Genomic DNA, 16540 nt, shown 5'->3' on the forward strand with positions numbered 1-16540 from the left:
ACAAGCCGTGAACAAACCCTTTCCCTTCGCGCCCATCCGGCGTAGTTTGGAGCCATGAGCAGTTTTGACGAAATGGACGCCTTCGAAGGCGCATCGCTGTCGGCGCGGGCGATGCCTGCGGCGTCGGCAGACTATCTGAACGACCTCAACCCGGCGCAGCGCGAAGCGGTCGAGCGGTTGGACGGTCCGGTTCTGATGCTGGCCGGGGCCGGGACAGGCAAGACCAAGGCGCTGACCGCGCGGATCACCCATCTGCTCAGAACCCACCGCGTGCGCGAGAATGAGATTCTGGCGGTGACCTTCACCAACAAGGCCGCGCGTGAGATGAAGGAACGCGTTGGCCGCATGCTGGGCCGCCCAGCCGAGGGGATGCCGTGGCTGGGCACCTTTCACGCGATCTGCGTCAAGCTGCTGCGCCGCCATGCGGAATTGGTTGATCTGAAATCGAACTTCACCATTCTGGATACCGATGATCAGAAACGGCTGCTCAAGCAACTCACACAGGCCGCCAATATCGACGACAAGCGCTGGCCCGCGCGGATGCTGGCGGGGATCATCGATGATTGGAAGAACCGCGCCCTGACGCCCGACAAGGTGCCCGCTGCGGATGCCGGGGCCTTTAATCACAAGGGCATCGAGCTTTATGCGCAGTACCAGACCCGCCTGCGTGAACTGAACGCGGTGGATTTTGGTGACTTGTTGCTGCACATGGTGACGATCTTCCAGACCCACCCGGACGTGCTGGAGCAATACCAGCGCTGGTTCCGCTACATCCTCGTGGACGAGTATCAGGATACCAACGTCGCCCAATATCTCTGGCTGCGTCTGCTGGCCGGGGGGCACAAGAACATCTGCTGCGTCGGCGACGACGACCAGTCGATCTATGGCTGGCGCGGGGCCGAGGTGGGCAACATCCTGCGGTTCGAAAAGGATTTCCCGGGCGCTTTCGTCGTGCGGCTGGAGCAGAACTACCGCTCGACCCCGCATATTCTGGCCGCCGCGTCGAATGTCATTCGTGGCAATGAAAATCGTCTGGGCAAAGAGCTTTGGACCGCCGAAGAGGACGGCCACAAGGTCCATCTGATCGGCCATTGGGACGGCGAGGAAGAGGCGCGTTGGATCGGTGAGGAGATCGACGCGCTACAGGGCGGCACGCGTGGTATCCGCCCGATGAACCTGGATGAGATGGCGATTCTCGTCCGCGCCTCGCACCAGATGCGTGCTTTTGAGGACCGGTTCCTGACCATCGGTCTGCCCTACAAGGTGATCGGTGGCCCGCGATTTTATGAGCGGATGGAGATCCGCGATGCCATGGCCTATTTCCGGCTGGTGGTCAGCCCCGAGGACGATCTGGCGTTCGAGCGGATCGTGAATACGCCCAAACGCGGCCTTGGCGACAAGGCGCAGCAAACCATTCAGGTGGTGGCGCGCGAGAACGGGGTGTCTCTGGTCGATGGCGCTCGGATTGCGGTCGACAATGGTCTGATCAAAGGCAAGGGCGGCAAGGCGCTGCGCGAGCTGATCGACGGGTTGGCGCGGTGGAATGCGATGACGCGCGGCCCGCGGATCGAGGTCGATGACGACACGGTCATCGATGATGGTGTGTCTCCGATTCGTTACGGCGAACCCGAGCACAGCCATATCGAACTGGCGCAGATCGTCTTGGACGAATCCGGCTATACGGCGCATTGGCAGAACGAAAAGACGCCCGAAGCGCCGGGGCGGCTGGAAAACCTCAAGGAACTGGTCAACCAACTGGATAATTTCGAGAACCTGCAGGGATTCCTCGAACATGTCAGTCTGGTGATGGATAACGAGCAGGATTCGGACGGGGCCAAGGTCTCGATCATGACCCTGCACGCGGCCAAGGGGCTGGAGTTTCCCGCCGTGTTCCTGCCGGGGTGGGAAGATGGCCTGTTCCCTTCGCAGCGCTCCATGGACGAATCGGGCCTCAAGGGCCTCGAAGAGGAACGGCGGCTGGCCTATGTCGGCATTACCCGCGCCGAAGAGGTCTGTACCATCTCCTTTGCCGCCAACCGGCGGGTGTTCGGGCAGTGGCAGAATTCGATGCCGTCGCGATTCATCGACGAATTGCCTGAGGACCATGTGGAGGTGCTGACGCCTCCGGGCCTTTATGGTGGTGGTCAGACAACAGCCGGGATCGAGACCCGCGCGGCCGAGGCGAATGTCTATAACTCTCCCGGCTGGAAACGCCTGCAGGCGCGGCAGGGGCAGTATGGAATGTCTCAGCCGAAAGAAAGCCGCAACACGGTGATCGATGCGACCGCTGTCGCCAGTTTCACGCTGGGCGAGCGGGTGTTTCACCAGAAATTCGGCTATGGCGCAGTGATCGGCATCGAGGGCGACAAGGTCGAGGTCGATTTCGACAAGGCGGGGGTGAAGAAAGTCGTCTCGCGCTTTCTGACCAACAAGGACGACGTGCCGTTCTGACGTTTACAGCCCCTCGACCAGCACCAGATTGGCGGTCGCCGTTTGTTGCCTGATCTTTGCCAGCTCGACATAATCCGGGTCGTCCTTCCAGGCCCGGGCTGCGGCCATGTCCGGAAACTCCATCAGGACGATGCCGTCTTCGGCCCAGCTGCCCTCGATCACTTCGACGGGTTTTGAGGAAACGGTCAGCAAACGCCCGCCATGGCGGTCAAAGATCGGCATGAAGCCTTCAAGATATTTCTGATACCCATCGGGGTCATGAATGGAAATCTGGGCGATGAAATAGGCGGCCATGGGATGCTCCTGAGAAATCGTTCACGGCCCCAGCTTACATCTTGTGCGTCAAAACGAAAAACGGCGGTTCCCAGGGAGGAGGAAGGGGAACCGCCGTTCTTTTCTACATCAGGACAGGGAGGAGGAAGCCCCGATGTATCCGAACCCGGGTCTGATCCCGGTATGAGGAAGACGCGGCGACGTCAGGGAGGAGGAAGGCGTCGCCGCGCGCTTTCAACATCGGGGCAGGGAGGAGGAAAGCCCCGATGTATCAGGTTCCGGCAGTCAGGGCCGGTATGAGGTGCGGCAACGTCAGGGAGGAGGAGAGACGTCGCCGCTGAAATACAGGTCCGAAAGGGAGGAGGACGGACCTGATCTCGGTGTTTCGTGTCGCGCTTATCGAGTGGCGCGGTCTTCGCTGGCCTGCAGCGCCAGGCGGCGGATCATCGAGCGGTGCAGCCCCAGATCGGCCAGTTCGCGGTCCGACAGTGCCGACAGTTCGTTGACGGTCTGGCGGTACAGAAAATATTGCCCAACGCGGGTTTTTACGGTTTCGACCAGCGCGGCGATCCCGAAAGCGGGGGTGCCTTTCAGAGCTGTTTGTGTGCCTGCCATTGCCATTTTCATCATCCGTTCATTCTTGCGTGCCGGTGTCGTCCGGCGTTTGCTTGAGACTGAAAATAGGTGAATGCTGCAATTGCACAATAGCTTGCGTCGTCAATGCTGCTATGCAGCAAGCGCATGGATTGTCGGGATATTCCGGCAAACCCCAAAATGGGCTTTTGCAATACATCTATATGCAGGCGGAAAGACGCCTCTGCCAGTCAGGTGCATAGAGCATAGGGGCATTCCTTACGTGCGTGCGGGTCATTTAAGTGGGCGAATATGCCGGCGCGCAAAGCAACGTGCCGATCCGGGACAATGTTGGCGGCGGCTTATGGGAAACCATGGGCTGTGCACGGGAAAGACCCGTCAGGGGGCCGTGATTCGCGGCTGACAAACGAATTTTTGCAGCAACAACGACAGTTTTTGTACTTAAATAGAGAATTCTCGGGAATTCGCGGGAAAATTTCTAAACCCAGTTTTTGTGGATATGTGGTAACAAACAGATCTGTGGTCGCAATTTGTGGTGTATGTATTTTGAAATTCGATTGTTTTAACCTCGTTCCGAGGTCTGAATCGATTCTCTTCAGGCAAATTTCCTGTTGATTTCCATGAATTCCCATGGCATCCCTTAGATACCCGATGAGGGCGAGGACAGTTAAGGGGCGCCAAACGACCCCGAACCAAAAATACAAAACAGGTTTCATACAGGCATCTCGCTTTCATCACTTAACAGATCCGGCGCGCGGGCGAGCAGACATCCCCCCAGGTGGCGCGCGCAGCTGGACATCCCGCAAAGCGGGTCAATGCGGCGGGTTGATCAGTGGCAGCAGATCAACCCGCCGTTTTTCATCCGGGGGGAACGTGAATTTTGAGGTGGGGCGCAAGCGAAAGGGACAGTCGTCTTGGCGCGCAGGTTTAGAGGTGAAAGCCACCATAAGGTGGACACGAAGGGCAGGGTCTCGATCCCGGCCTCGTTTCGCCGTGTGCTTGAGGCTTCGGATCCCAACTGGCAGCCCGGTGACAATCCTGAACTTGTGATTGTCTATGGCGATCACCGCCGCAAATACCTTGAATGCTATACGATGGAAGCGATCGACGAGGTGGACGCCAAGATCGACGCGCTGCCGCGTGGCTCGATGCAGCGGCGGATGCTGCAGCGGATGTTCCACGGTCAGTCCTTCCCGACCAACGTGGACGAAACCGGCCGTCTGGTGTTGCCTGCCAAGCTGCGTAACAAGATCGATCTTGAAAACGAAGCGTTCTTTATCGCCGCCGGTGACACCTTCCAGATCTGGAAACCCGAGACATACGAGGCCGAGGAACTGGCCACGACCGAGGAATGGCTGGACGATCTGCCCGAGGATTTCGATCCGATGCAGTATCTCGACGGCATCGGGGATGGGTGACGGCATGGCCGGCGCTCAGACCTCATCGGACAAACCTCATATCCCTGTTCTGCTGCGCCCGTTGCTGGCCACCGTGGCGCCGGTATCCGGTGTCTGGCTGGACGGAACCTTCGGCGCAGGCGGTTATACCCGTGGGTTGCTGGAGGCCGGGGCCGAGCAAGTCATCGGCGTCGATCGCGACCCGCTGGCCTTTGAAATGGCCGCCGATTGGGCCGGGGAATACGGGGGACGGCTGGTGATGCAACAGGGCGTATTCTCTCGGATGGATGATTATGCGCAGGGGCTCGACGGTGTGGTGCTGGACCTTGGCGTGTCGTCGATGCAACTGGATCAGGCCGAACGCGGATTTTCCTTCATGAAAGACGGCCCGCTGGACATGCGCATGAGCCAGGAAGGCGAAAGCGCCGCTGATCTTGTGAACGAGGCGACCGAGGCGCAACTGGCCGATATCCTGTTCCATTTCGGCGAGGAACGCGCCAGCCGTCGCATCGCAAAGGCCATCGTCAAGGCGCGGGCTGAGGAACCGATCACCACGACCCTGCGTCTGGCCGAGATCATCGAATCCTGCCTGCCGCGCCCGAAGCCCGGTCAATCGCACCCGGCGACACGCAGCTTTCAGGGGCTGCGCATCGCGGTGAATGCGGAATATGAAGAGCTGTTTCAGGGCCTCATGGCCGCCGAACGCGCGCTGAAACCGGGCGGGCAACTGGCCGTTGTCACTTTCCACTCCATCGAGGATCGGATGGTCAAACGGTTCTTCCAGTCGCGCGCGGGCAAGACCGGCCGGGCCAACCGCTATGCGCCCGAGATGCAGCAGGAACAGCCTCAATTTACCCTGAAGACCCGCAAGGCCGTGGGGCCGGACGATCAGGAATTGCAGGAAAATCCGCGTGCGCGCTCGGCCAAGCTGCGTGTCGCGGTCCGGACGGACGCTTCGGCCGGGGAAATCGAAGCCCGCGCCATCGGCATGCCGCAACTGGGGGGGAAGGCAAGATGAAGAGTATTCTGTATGTGTTGACAGCCCTTTCCGTGTTCGGTCTGGCGCTCTGGGCCTATCAGGGAAACTATCGCACCCAGCAAGTGCTGCGGGAAACGCAATCGCTGCAGGGCAAGATCGGTATGGCGCAGGCGCGGCTGGCGGTGCTGAACGCCGAATGGGCCTATCTGAACCGGCCCGACCGCCTGCGCGAACTGGCAGACCTGAATTTCGAACGTCTGGGCCTGCTGCCCCTGCGCGCCGAACAGTTTGGTCGCGCTGACCAGATTTCCTATGGCGAAGACCCGGACCTGCCCATTGTCGACCCGCTTGAGCTGGAGCAGATCACCGACGTTCAGGCTCTGATCGAGGTGCAGATTCCATGACCCGCACACCGCTCCGTCCTTTGGCCCGTATCCTCGACGCCCGCGCCAAAGGCGAAAACCCCAAAGCGATTGAGCGTGAGAATATCCGCAAGCGCCACGAAGACATGAAAGACCGCGCCCGTGCCCGCGCCGAAGGCCGTCTGCTGGTGCTGGGTCTGTTTTTCTTCTGCGCCTTCTCGGTCGTGGGCTTCCGCATGGGCGCTCTGGCGACGTCCGAGGCGCAGGAGCCGCTGGCCAGCGCGCCGGGTGCCTCTATCGCCATGCAACGCGCCAATATCGTCGATCGTGAAGGCCGCATTCTGGCAACCAATCTGGACACTTACTCGGTCTACGCCCAGCCGCCGCTGATGATCGACCCGTTTGCCGCCGCTGACCAACTGGCCGCCATCTTCCCCGATCTGGACAGGGACCGTCTGGTCAAAGACTTCACCGGCAAGCGCAAGTTCCTGTGGATCAAGAAACGCATCTCGCCCGAGCAGAAGCAAGCCGTGCATGACATCGGCGATCCGGGCATCCTGTTCGGCCCGCGCGAAATGCGGCTGTATCCGAACGGGAGACTGGCTGCGCATATTCTGGGCGGCTCGGGCTTTGGCCGTGAAGGCGTCAGCGCTGCCGAGGTGATCGGTGTCGCAGGTGTCGAGAAACAGTTCGACGACTATCTGCGCGACCCGGCCAATGGCAACAAGCCGCTGCAACTGTCGCTGGACCTGACTGTTCAGGCGGCAGTGGAACAGGTGCTTTACGGCGGCATGAAGATCATGAACGCCAAAGGGGCCTCGGCCGTTCTGATGAACGCACATACGGGCGAGGTAGTCTCGGCCGCGTCGCTGCCGTCCTTCGATCCCAACGACCGTCCACGCCCACCGACGTCGGGCTTTGATCCCTCGGACAGCCCGCTGTTCAATCGCTATGTGCAGGGCGTGTATGAACTGGGCTCGGTCTTCAAGATCTTCACCGCCGCGCAGGCGGTGCAGTTGGGGCTGGTGAATTCCAACACGATCATCGACACCTCGGGCCCGATGAAAATCGGCCGTTTCCCGATCGGGGAATTCAACGGCAAGAACTATGGTGAGATCAGCGTCGCCGATGTGATCGTCCACAGTTCGAACCGGGGCACCGGGCGGCTGGCGTTGCAGATCGGTGGTCAGCGGCAGCAGGATTTCCTGAATGCTTTGGGCATGTTCGACCCCACCCCGTTCGAGATTGTCGAAGCCAAGGGCGGCCAACCGCTCAAACCCAAGAAATGGGGCGAGCTGAGCACCGTGACCATCTCCTACGGCCATGGTCTGTCGACCAGCCCGATGCACCTTGCGGCGGGTTATGCGGCGATTGCCAATGGCGGGCATTACGTCAGCCCGACCATCCTGCGCCGCAACGGTCCGCAATACGGCCCCCGCGTGATGTCCGAAAACACCGCTAACCAGGCTCAGCAGATGCTGCGCAAGGTTGTCACCGATGGCACGGCCAGCTTCGGCGATGTGAAGGGCTATGACGTGGCGGGCAAAACCGGCACCGCCGACAAGCCCAAGCCGCGCGGCGGGTACTATGAGGACAAGGTGATCGCCACCTTCGCCACCATCTTCCCGGCCTATGACCCGAAATATGTTCTGATCGTCACGCTGGATGAGCCGTCCATCGTGGCCTATGGCGAAAAGCGCCGTACAGCGGGTTGGACCGCCGTGCCGGTTGCCGCCGAACTGATCGCGCGCATCGCACCGCTTTTGGGCCTCAGACCCCGGCTTGAGCCTGAGGCGCGCGCTGCTATAACGCTGACCTCAAATTAGGCTGTCCGACAAGAGGTGGGTCATGGGCAATCGATCAAAGAAACTCAGCGAATTGGCCCTGACCGCACGGGGCGGGGCGAATCCCGACATCACCGGACTGGCTGTCGACAGCCGTGAGGTCAAAGACGGCTTCCTGTTCGCAGCCCTTCCCGGCACCCGCGTCCACGGTGGTGAGTTCATCCAATACGCCCTGCGCATGGGCGCTGCCGCCATCCTGACCGACGCCAAGGGGGCCGAGATCGCGGCCTCCGAACTGGCCGCATCCGACGCCGCATTGATCGTGACCGAGGATCCGCGTCAAACGTTGGCCGGTGCCACGGCACTCTGGTTCGGCGCGCAACCGCAGACCATTGTGGCGGTTACCGGCACCAATGGCAAAACATCCGTGGCCAGCTTCGTGCGCCAGATCTGGACCGAGCTTGAACTGACCGCCGTCAATCTCGGCACCACCGGGGTTGAAGGCGCATGGACCGCGCCGCTGGCCCACACCACGCCCGAGCCAATCACGCTGCACCGTTGTTTGGCCGAGGCGGCCCAGAACGATGTGACCCATGCGGCGATGGAGGCATCCTCGCACGGACTCGAACAGCGCCGTCTGGACGGGGTGCATCTGACCGCCGCCGGATTCTCGAACTTCACGCAGGACCATCTGGATTATCACGACACCTTCGCGGCCTATTTCGCCGCCAAGGCGGGTCTGTTCGACCGGGTGCTGCCCGAAGACGGAATCGCGGTGATCAATCTTGGCGACCCGAAAGGCGCCGAGATGCGTAAGATTGCTGAGGCGCGGGGCCAGAATGTCATCACGGTGGGGCCTGAGGGCTCTGACCTTTGCCTGTTGAATCAAAGGTTTGACGCCACCGGACAGGACCTGCGTTTTTCCTGGAAGGGCAAGGTGTATCAGACCCGCCTGAACCTGATCGGCGGGTTTCAGGCTGAAAATGTTCTGCTCGCCTGCGGTCTGGTTATTGCGGCGGGCGAGGACCCCGAGCGCGTGTTTGAAACCCTGCCGCACCTGACCACCGTGCGGGGCCGGATGCAACTGGCCGCCACCCGCGAAAACGGCGCGGCGGTGTTTGTCGATTACGCCCATACACCCGATGCGGTGGCCACGGCGCTGAAAGCGATGCGCCCGCATGTGATGGGCCGCCTGATCGCCATTGTCGGCGCGGGCGGCGACCGCGATGCCACCAAACGCCCGCTCATGGGGCAGGCAGCGGCGGACAATGCCGATCTGGTCTTCGTCACCGACGACAACCCGCGCAGCGAAGACCCCGCCTCGATCCGCGCCGCCGTCATGCTGGGCGCGCGCGAGGCGACCGAAGTGGCCGACCGGGCCGAGGCCATTCTGCGCGGCATCGACGCGCTGCAACCCGGCGACGCCCTGCTGATCGCGGGCAAAGGCCATGAGACCGGCCAGATCGTCGGCGATCAGGTTCTGCCCTTTGACGACGTGGAACAGGCCAGCATCAGCGTGGCCGCACTGGACGGGAGGGTCGCCTGATGCTCTGGACCGCAGCCGCGGCCGCCGAGGCCACCAAGGGTCGTGCCACCACCGATTGGCAAGTGACCGGCGTATCCATCGATACCCGCACCCTGCAACCGGGCGACCTGTTTGTTGCCCTCAAGGCTGCCCGCGACGGTCATGATTTCGTGGCACAGGCGCTGGAGAACGGCGCAGGCGCGGCGCTGGTGTCGTATATCCCCGAAGGCGTGCCCGAAGATGCGCCGCTGTTGATTGTCGATGACGTGCAGACCGGGCTCGAGGCGCTGGCGCAGGCGGCCCGCGCACGGACAGGCGCGCGCGTGGTCGGGGTGACCGGCAGCGTCGGCAAGACCTCGACCAAGGAAATGCTGGCCAGCATCCTGGAAACCCAAGGGAAAACCCATGCCAGCGTGGCCAGCTACAACAATCATTGGGGCGTGCCTCTGACGCTGGCGCGGATGCCGCGCGATACCGAGTTTGCGGTGATCGAGATCGGCATGAACCACCCGGGCGAAATCGCTCCGCTGGCGCGTCAGGCGCAACCGCATGTGGGGTTGGTGACCACCGTGGCCGCCGTCCACCTTGAAGCCTTCGAGTCGGTCGCAGGCATTGCCCACGAAAAAGCCGCGATCTTTGACGGGCTGCTGCCGGGCGGCACCGCCATCGTCAATGCCGATATCGAACATGCGGGCATCCTGCGCGACTGCGCCGCTGCACATGGTGCTAAGATCGTCGAGTTCGGTCGCAAAGCGCGGGATTATGCCCTGACCGACGTGCTTCAAGGTCCCGACTCGGTGCAGGGGCATGGCCGCGTTGGCGGCACGGACGTTACCTTCGAAGTTCAATCTGCGGGAACCCATTTTGCCATGAACGCGCTGGGCGCGCTGGCTGCCTGTGTCGCGCTGGGGGTTGATCTGGATCAGGCGGTTGCCGGTCTGCGCGGCTGGTCCCCGGTCAAGGGGCGCGGCGTTCGCGAAGTGATTGCGCTGACGGATGGGGCTCGGATCGAGTTGCTGGATGACAGTTACAACGCCAATCCAACCTCGATGGAGGCGGCTTTGGACGTGCTGGCCGCATCGCAGGGCAAACGCAAGATCGCGTTTCTGGGCGATATGAAAGAACTGGGCGCGCAGGAACAGGCGATGCACGCGGCCATGGCCGAGGTGACCGCGATGGCGCAGGTCGATCAGGTGCATTGCATCGGCCCGCTGATGCAATCGCTGCATCAGGCGTTGCCCGAGGGCAAACGCGGGCTGTGGACCGAGACCAGCGATGAGATGGCCGCCCGTCTGTCCCAGCTGATCCGGGATGGCGATGCGGTGTTGGCAAAAGGTTCGCTCAGCATGGCATTGGCGCAGATTGTTGACGGTCTGCGGAAAATGGGGCAAGGGGGCGCGCTTGAGCCGTAAGCGCCGTTGATGCCCGTGTGAGAAAGGTATTGGTATGTTCTATTGGTTGACCGCCTTGTCGGACGGAGGGGATTTCTGGAACCTCTTCCGCTATATCACGTTCCGGGCAGGGGGCGCCTTTCTGACCGCGCTGATCTTTGGGTTTCTGTTTGGCAAGCCGCTGATCAACGTGCTGCGCCGCAAGCAGGGCAAGGGTCAGCCGATCCGCGATGACGGCCCCGAGGCGCATCTGTCCAAAGCCGGAACCCCCACCATGGGCGGGCTGCTGATCGTGGGCGCGCTGGTGACCTCGACCCTGATCTGGGCGCGCTGGGACAACCCGTATGTCTGGATGGTGCTGTTCGTGACGCTGGCCTATGCGGCGATCGGCTTTGCGGATGACTATGCCAAAGTGTCGAAACAGAACACCAAGGGCGTTTCCAGCAAAATGCGGCTGGCGCTGGGGATTATCATCGCCGTGTTGGCCTCGCTCTGGGCGGGATTGCATCACCCCGCCGATTTGCAGAACCAACTTGCCCTGCCGGTATTCAAGGATACGCTGATCAATCTGGGGCTGTTCTATATCCCGTTTGCCGTGATCGTCATCGTCGGCGCCGCCAATGCGGTGAACCTGACAGACGGTCTGGATGGTCTGGCCATCATGCCCGCGATGATCGCGGCCTCGACCCTGGGCGTGATTGCCTATGCGGTGGGGCGGGTCGACTTTACCGAATATCTGGACGTGCATTACGTGCCCGGCACCGGAGAGATTTTTATCTTCACCTCAGCACTGTTTGGCGCGGGTCTTGGGTTTCTGTGGTATAACGCCCCTCCGGCGGCGGTGTTCATGGGTGATACCGGATCACTGGCCCTGGGCGGCGCGCTGGGTGCGATTGCCGTGGCCACCAAGCATGAGCTGGTGCTGGCCATTGTGGGCGGCCTGTTCGTGGTCGAGGCGCTGAGCGTGATCATTCAGGTGCTTTATTTCAAACGCACCGGACGTCGGGTGTTTCTGATGGCGCCGATCCATCACCACTATGAGAAAAAGGGCTGGGCGGAACCCACCATCGTGATCCGGTTTTGGATCATCTCGCTGATTCTGGCGATGATCGGGCTGGCGACGCTGAAAGTCCGGTAACGCTCCCGCCGGGTTCGGAGGGCCTGTGGCCCCCCTGCCACCCGTTGGGCCCGGCTCGCGCTGGCGCGCGAGCCTGAACGTGCCCTTGCCTTTGGGAAATCCTTCGGTGCAGTGTGGCGCAAATTTCTAATCGACGAAGGTGGGCGGCATGATCCCGGTCAAAGGGTTTTCAGGACAGAAGGTTGCGGTTCTGGGGCTGGGCCGGTCGGGCCTGACCACGGCGCGCGCGCTGCGGGCGGGCGGGGCCGAACCTGTCTGCTGGGACGACAACCCCGCCGCACGTGAGGCTGCCGAGGGCGAAGGTTTCGCCTGCGCCGACCTGCGCCGTCACGGGGCGTTTGATGACATAGCCTCGCTGATCGTCTCGCCGGGCATTCCGCATCTCTACCCCACGCCTAACCCGGTCGTGGCCGCTGCTTTGGACGCGGGTGTGCCCGTCGACAATGATATCGGCCTGTTCTTCCGCTCTTTCGCCGGGCCGGAATGGAACAACTACGACACGCCGCCGCGTGTCATTGCGGTGACCGGGTCGAACGGCAAATCGACCACCGCTGCGCTGATCCATCACATCCTGACCGAGGCGGGGCGCGACTCGCAACTGGCGGGCAATATCGGGCGCGGGGTGCTGGATATCGATCCGGGCGGCGATGGGTCGGTGGTGGTGCTGGAGCTGTCCAGCTATCAGACCGAACTGGCCCGCGCGCTGACTCCGGATGTGGCGGTGTTCACCAATCTCTCACCCGATCATCTGGACCGGCATGGCGGCATGGGCGGTTACTTCGCCGCCAAGCGTCGGCTCTTTGCCGAAGGAGGCCCGGATCGCGCCGTGATCGGCATCGACGAGGCCGAGGGCGCGTTTCTGGCCGGACAACTGGCCGAGGGGCCGTCGGATGACCGGGTGATCCGTGTCTCGGTGGCGCGCAAGCTGACCGGGCCCGGCTGGCAGGTCTTTGCCCGCAAGGGGTTCCTGTCGGAATACCGCAAGGGCCGCCAGGCGGGTTCGATCGACCTGCGCGGCATCAGGGGCCTGCCCGGTGCGCATAATCACCAGAACGCCTGCGCCGCCTATGCCGCCTGCCGTTCGCTGGGCCTTGCCCCGCGTGTGATCCAAGACGCTCTGCACAGCTTCCCCGGCCTGCCGCATCGCAGCCAGATCATCGCCGATGCGGATGGCGTGACCTATGTGAACGACTCGAAAGCCACCAATGTGGACAGCGCCGCCAAAGCGCTGAGCGCCTTCAAGAAGATCCGCTGGATCTGCGGCGGGCTTGAGAAAGAGGGCGGGCTGGACGCCCTGAACACCGCGGCCGAGCAGGTGATCAAGGCCTATGTCATCGGACGCGAGGCAGCTGGGTTCGCCATGCAGCTGACTGCCGAGGCGCAGGTCTGCACCACCATGGCCGCCGCCGTCGAACAGGCCATGGCCGACGCGCAGCCGGGCGAGGTGGTTCTGCTGGCCCCCGCAGCCGCCAGTTTCGACCAGTATGACAACTTCGAACAGCGCGGCGATGACTTCGTGGATGAGGTAAAAAAACGTCTCTGAAAGCAATACGTTTGCAATAGACCGCCGGTTTGGCGAAGCTGTGGCCTATCTGCTTGACGCGCCCTGCGCATTGGTTTTTGCCTTCAGGATATGAAACACGAGGTCATGAATATGCCAAACCGTAAACTTCTTCTGATCGTTCCCGCCCTGCTGGCTGTCGCAGCCTGCACCAATACCGGCGCCAGCTATCAGCCCGTGATCGACGGCCCGGTGGGGCCGAACTACAATTCGGATCTGGCACAGTGCCAGCAACTGGCGGCCTCGCAGGCCAGCGTTGATGGCTCGACCGCAGGTAACGCCGCAATCGGTGCGGCGGGTGCAGCAGCCGTCACCGGTATCGTACAGGACAGCAGCGACAATCTGGGTCGCGCCGCCGTTGCCGGTGCGCTGGTCGGGGCCGGTGCCGACGTGATCAACAAGAACCAGAACAAGGAAGTCATCGTGCGCAACTGCATGCGCGGACGTGGCTACAACGTTGTCGGCTAACGACCTGCGATGGCGCTTCCCGCGGCGTGGCCCGAGGACCACGCCCACTGGAAGTTGTAGCCACCCAGCCAGCCGGTGACATCCACCGCTTCACCAATCGCATAGAGGCCGGGGACATCCCTGGCCTCCATCGTTTTCGATGACAGGCCCTCGGTGTCGATTCCGCCCAGAGTCACCTCGGCCGTGCGATAGCCCTCGGTGCCCGAAGGCGTAAGCTGCCAGTCGGACAGCGCAGCGATCAGATCGGACAGCGCCGCGTCGGACTGATCCGCAAGATTGCCCTTCATCGGTATATGATGCTTGAGATGGTCCACCAGCCGCGCGGGCAGGTGGCGCGACAGCTCGGTGGTCAGCGCCTTGCGGCCTGCGGCCTGCCGTTGTTCGCGCAGCAGGTCAAACAGCGGCAGATCGGGGATCAGGTTGACCCGGATTGCCTCGCCCTCGCGCCAATAAGAGGACAATTGCAGCACTGACGGACCGCTGAGGCCCCGGTGGGTGAACAGCAGCGCCTCGTCGAAACTGGTGCGGTCGTTTGACAGACGCGCGGGCAGGGCGACGCCGGACAGGTCCTTGAACTTGCCGTCCGAGAAGGTGAACGGCACCAGCGCCGCGCGCGTGTCGGTCACTTGCAGCCCGAATTGCCGCGCAATGTCATAGGCCAGCCCGGTCGCGCCCATCTTGGGGATCGACTTGCCACCCGTCGCCAACACCAGATTGCGGCAGGTCAGGTTCAAGCGCTGACCCTCGCGCTCCACCTCCAGCGCAAACCCGCTCTCGGTCTTGCGCAGATCGCGCAGCGCGGTCTGCACCCACAGCGCGGCCCCGACGCGCGCCATTTCGTCCAGCAGCATCTGGATGATCTGTTTCGACGATCCGTCGCAGAACAGCTGCCCCAATGTTTTCTCATGCCAGGCGATGCCGTGACGATCCACCAGATCGACGAAATCCCACTGCGTATACCGGGCCAGCGCCGATTTGCAGAAATGCGGGTTCTGCGACAGGAAATTGCCCGGCCCCGCATACATGTTGGTAAAATTGCACCGCCCGCCGCCCGAGATGCGAATCTTCTCGCCCGGCGCTTTGGCGTGATCGATCACCAGAACCCGCCCGCCGCAATGGGCAGCGCACATCATGCCGGCGGCCCCGGCACCAAGGATTATCGTGTCATAGGTCATCTGCCGCCATTGGCCTGTTCCGGGCACAATGGCAAGAGGCTCATGCCCGAGACTGCCGCTGATCTCTGATCCTGGGGGCGCCAGATGGCTCAGGACCGTGCGCGTGGGCCACAGAGGTCAGCGAACCGGACAGGTCGACTTGACCAGAGGGAACCCAGCCCTTAGCAAATCGCTAACGCTTATTGGTGAATAAGTGCGTGTTTATTGGTTTGGTGGAGTTAACCCAAAATGCCGACAACAATTTACGGAGCTTTTCGCAGCGACTCTACTTTGTCAGACGCCGGAGCCTCTTCCAGTGTCGAGGGCTCCACCTTTCAGATTTCCGCCTACAGCCAGATCACCATCGAAGATGGCGCAGACGGCACCATCTTTGATGGCGACAGCGTCTCGAACGAAACTGCGAATGACCCGACTCAAACACTCGATGGTGACATCATCTTCTGGGATTTCACGGTCTCAGTCACGGATGGAACCAATACCTACCAGATCGGCTTTTTCGATTATGACATCAATGGCGATGGCGACTCGATCGGGGTCGACAGCGAAGATGCCTATTTCATGGCCTTTATCGGCGGGACTATTCCGCCACTCAATACAACGCTGACGATCGTCGATATTATCGATAATGGCCCCGACATCGATATCGATACGGTCGTGCCATGTTTTACGGCCGGAACCCTGATCGACACCCCGAACGGCCCGAGGGCGATCGAAACGCTCAGGGCAGGGGATGCGGTGCTGACCCTCGATCACGGGCCGCAGATCATTCGCTGGATCGGGTCGCGTGATCTGGAAAGCATCGATCTTCGCACCAAGCCCAAGTTGCGCGCAATCCGAATTTCCCAAGGTGCGCTTGGCGATGGACTGCCCTTGAGGGATCTGCGTGTGTCACCGCAGCATCGGATGCTGGTACGCTCGCCCATCGCGGTGCGTATGTTCGATACCGATGAAATCCTCGTGGCGGCACGCAAGTTGCTGGACCTTCCGGGCATCTGCGTGGATGCAGACGCGCCCGAGATCACCTATTTCCACATGCTGTTCGACCGGCATGAAGTGGTCTTCGCCGAAGGTGCCCCGTCCGAGAGCCTCTTTACTGGTCCCGAGGCCCTGAAAAGCGTTGGCGCAGCTGCGCTGGCCGAGATCAAAGCGCTGTTCCCCGAGATCACGTCAGAGGTCTATGCGCCGCAGCTTGCGCGTCTGACACCGAACCGGGGTGCACAGGTCCGCTCGCTGATCCGGCGGCACGTCAAGAACGGGAAACCGCTTCTGACCTGAAGGCGGTGTGTGTGCCCAGCCACCGCAGCGCGCATTTCTTAGCGAAAATAGATCACTACGATTTGAAGTTAACCTGCCCGTGAACTTGGTTTCTGACGGGCTGGCGAATGCACGAATTATTCCGGCCATACGGCGGTTGTCGAAAATTGGAACAACCCCGCTCAGAA

At 61.8% G+C, this 16540-nt stretch carries 14 protein-coding genes; 11 read left to right on the top strand and 3 right to left on the bottom strand.

The annotated features are described in order from the left end of the window. The first annotated feature begins 54 nt into the window (after positions 1 to 54). Positions 55 to 2451 (top strand): ATP-dependent helicase, encoded by a 2397-nt coding sequence (locus tag ACR3E4_RS13080; RefSeq protein WP_480530044.1) that lies wholly within the window; start codon positions 55 to 57, stop codon positions 2449 to 2451. 3 nt (positions 2452 to 2454) lie between these two features. Here ACR3E4_RS13080 and ACR3E4_RS13085 read toward each other — a convergent pair whose 3' ends face one another. Together ACR3E4_RS13085 and ACR3E4_RS13090 are read right to left on the bottom strand one after the other, a co-directional pair. After that, a complete protein-coding gene (locus ACR3E4_RS13085) occupies positions 2455 to 2745 on the bottom strand; it encodes a DUF1330 domain-containing protein (protein ID WP_480530042.1) in 291 nt (96 codons plus the stop codon). A gap of 375 nt (positions 2746 to 3120) precedes the next feature. Further along, positions 3121 to 3339: a DUF1127 domain-containing protein gene (locus ACR3E4_RS13090; RefSeq protein WP_480530040.1), complete on the bottom strand. Its 219-nt coding sequence runs from the start codon at positions 3337 to 3339 to the stop codon at positions 3121 to 3123. Between the two features lie 893 nt (positions 3340 to 4232). Here ACR3E4_RS13090 and mraZ point away from each other — a divergent pair. The 9 genes from mraZ to ACR3E4_RS13135 all read left to right on the top strand — a co-directional run bounded on the left by mraZ (position 4233) and on the right by ACR3E4_RS13135 (position 13923). Next, positions 4233 to 4736: a division/cell wall cluster transcriptional repressor MraZ gene (gene mraZ / locus ACR3E4_RS13095; protein ID WP_170476981.1), complete on the top strand. Its 504-nt coding sequence runs from the start codon at positions 4233 to 4235 to the stop codon at positions 4734 to 4736. A gap of 4 nt (positions 4737 to 4740) precedes the next feature. Next, a complete protein-coding gene (gene rsmH, locus ACR3E4_RS13100) occupies positions 4741 to 5733 on the top strand; it encodes a 16S rRNA (cytosine(1402)-N(4))-methyltransferase RsmH (protein ID WP_480530037.1) in 993 nt (330 codons plus the stop codon). Then, positions 5730 to 6098, top strand: a complete 369-nt coding sequence (gene ftsL, locus ACR3E4_RS13105) for a cell division protein FtsL (RefSeq protein WP_480530035.1) — start codon at positions 5730 to 5732, stop codon at positions 6096 to 6098. Before rsmH ends, ftsL begins: the two co-directional genes overlap by 4 nt. Then, positions 6095 to 7882: a peptidoglycan D,D-transpeptidase FtsI family protein gene (locus tag ACR3E4_RS13110; protein ID WP_480530033.1), complete on the top strand. Its 1788-nt coding sequence runs from the start codon at positions 6095 to 6097 to the stop codon at positions 7880 to 7882. The genes ftsL and ACR3E4_RS13110 overlap by 4 nt, the downstream gene beginning before the upstream one ends. A 22-nt stretch (positions 7883 to 7904) precedes the next feature. Next, positions 7905 to 9386, top strand: a complete 1482-nt coding sequence (locus ACR3E4_RS13115) for a UDP-N-acetylmuramoyl-L-alanyl-D-glutamate--2,6-diaminopimelate ligase (protein ID WP_480530031.1) — start codon at positions 7905 to 7907, stop codon at positions 9384 to 9386. After that, entirely contained in the window at positions 9383 to 10777 is a 1395-nt protein-coding gene (locus tag ACR3E4_RS13120; protein ID WP_480530589.1) for a UDP-N-acetylmuramoyl-tripeptide--D-alanyl-D-alanine ligase, read from the top strand. Before ACR3E4_RS13115 ends, ACR3E4_RS13120 begins: the two co-directional genes overlap by 4 nt. 34 nt (positions 10778 to 10811) lie before the next feature. Further along, positions 10812 to 11894, top strand: a complete 1083-nt coding sequence (gene mraY / locus ACR3E4_RS13125; protein ID WP_480530029.1) for a phospho-N-acetylmuramoyl-pentapeptide-transferase — start codon at positions 10812 to 10814, stop codon at positions 11892 to 11894. Positions 11895 to 12042: 148 nt separating this feature from the next. After that, complete coding sequence (gene murD, locus ACR3E4_RS13130) at positions 12043 to 13437, top strand: UDP-N-acetylmuramoyl-L-alanine--D-glutamate ligase (protein WP_480530026.1); 1395 nt, start codon at positions 12043 to 12045, stop codon at positions 13435 to 13437. 111 nt (positions 13438 to 13548) lie between these two features. Further along, positions 13549 to 13923 (top strand): glycine zipper family protein, encoded by a 375-nt coding sequence (locus ACR3E4_RS13135; RefSeq protein WP_480530024.1) that lies wholly within the window; start codon positions 13549 to 13551, stop codon positions 13921 to 13923. Here the strand turns inward: ACR3E4_RS13135 and ACR3E4_RS13140 are convergent. Beyond that, the gene (locus tag ACR3E4_RS13140) at positions 13920 to 15098 is read right to left on the bottom strand and encodes a BaiN/RdsA family NAD(P)/FAD-dependent oxidoreductase (protein ID WP_480530022.1); all 1179 of its coding nucleotides are present in this window, start codon (positions 15096 to 15098) and stop codon (positions 13920 to 13922) included. The two genes, ACR3E4_RS13135 and ACR3E4_RS13140, sit on opposite strands and share 4 nt — an antisense overlap. Positions 15099 to 15326: 228 nt before the next feature. Here ACR3E4_RS13140 and ACR3E4_RS13145 point away from each other — a divergent pair, with 228 nt between their 5' ends. Beyond that, positions 15327 to 16373 (top strand): Hint domain-containing protein, encoded by a 1047-nt coding sequence (locus tag ACR3E4_RS13145; protein WP_480530020.1) that lies wholly within the window; start codon positions 15327 to 15329, stop codon positions 16371 to 16373. The last annotated feature ends 167 nt before the right edge of the window (positions 16374 to 16540 follow it).

Source organism: Ruegeria sp. AP11 (assembly GCF_056535865.1).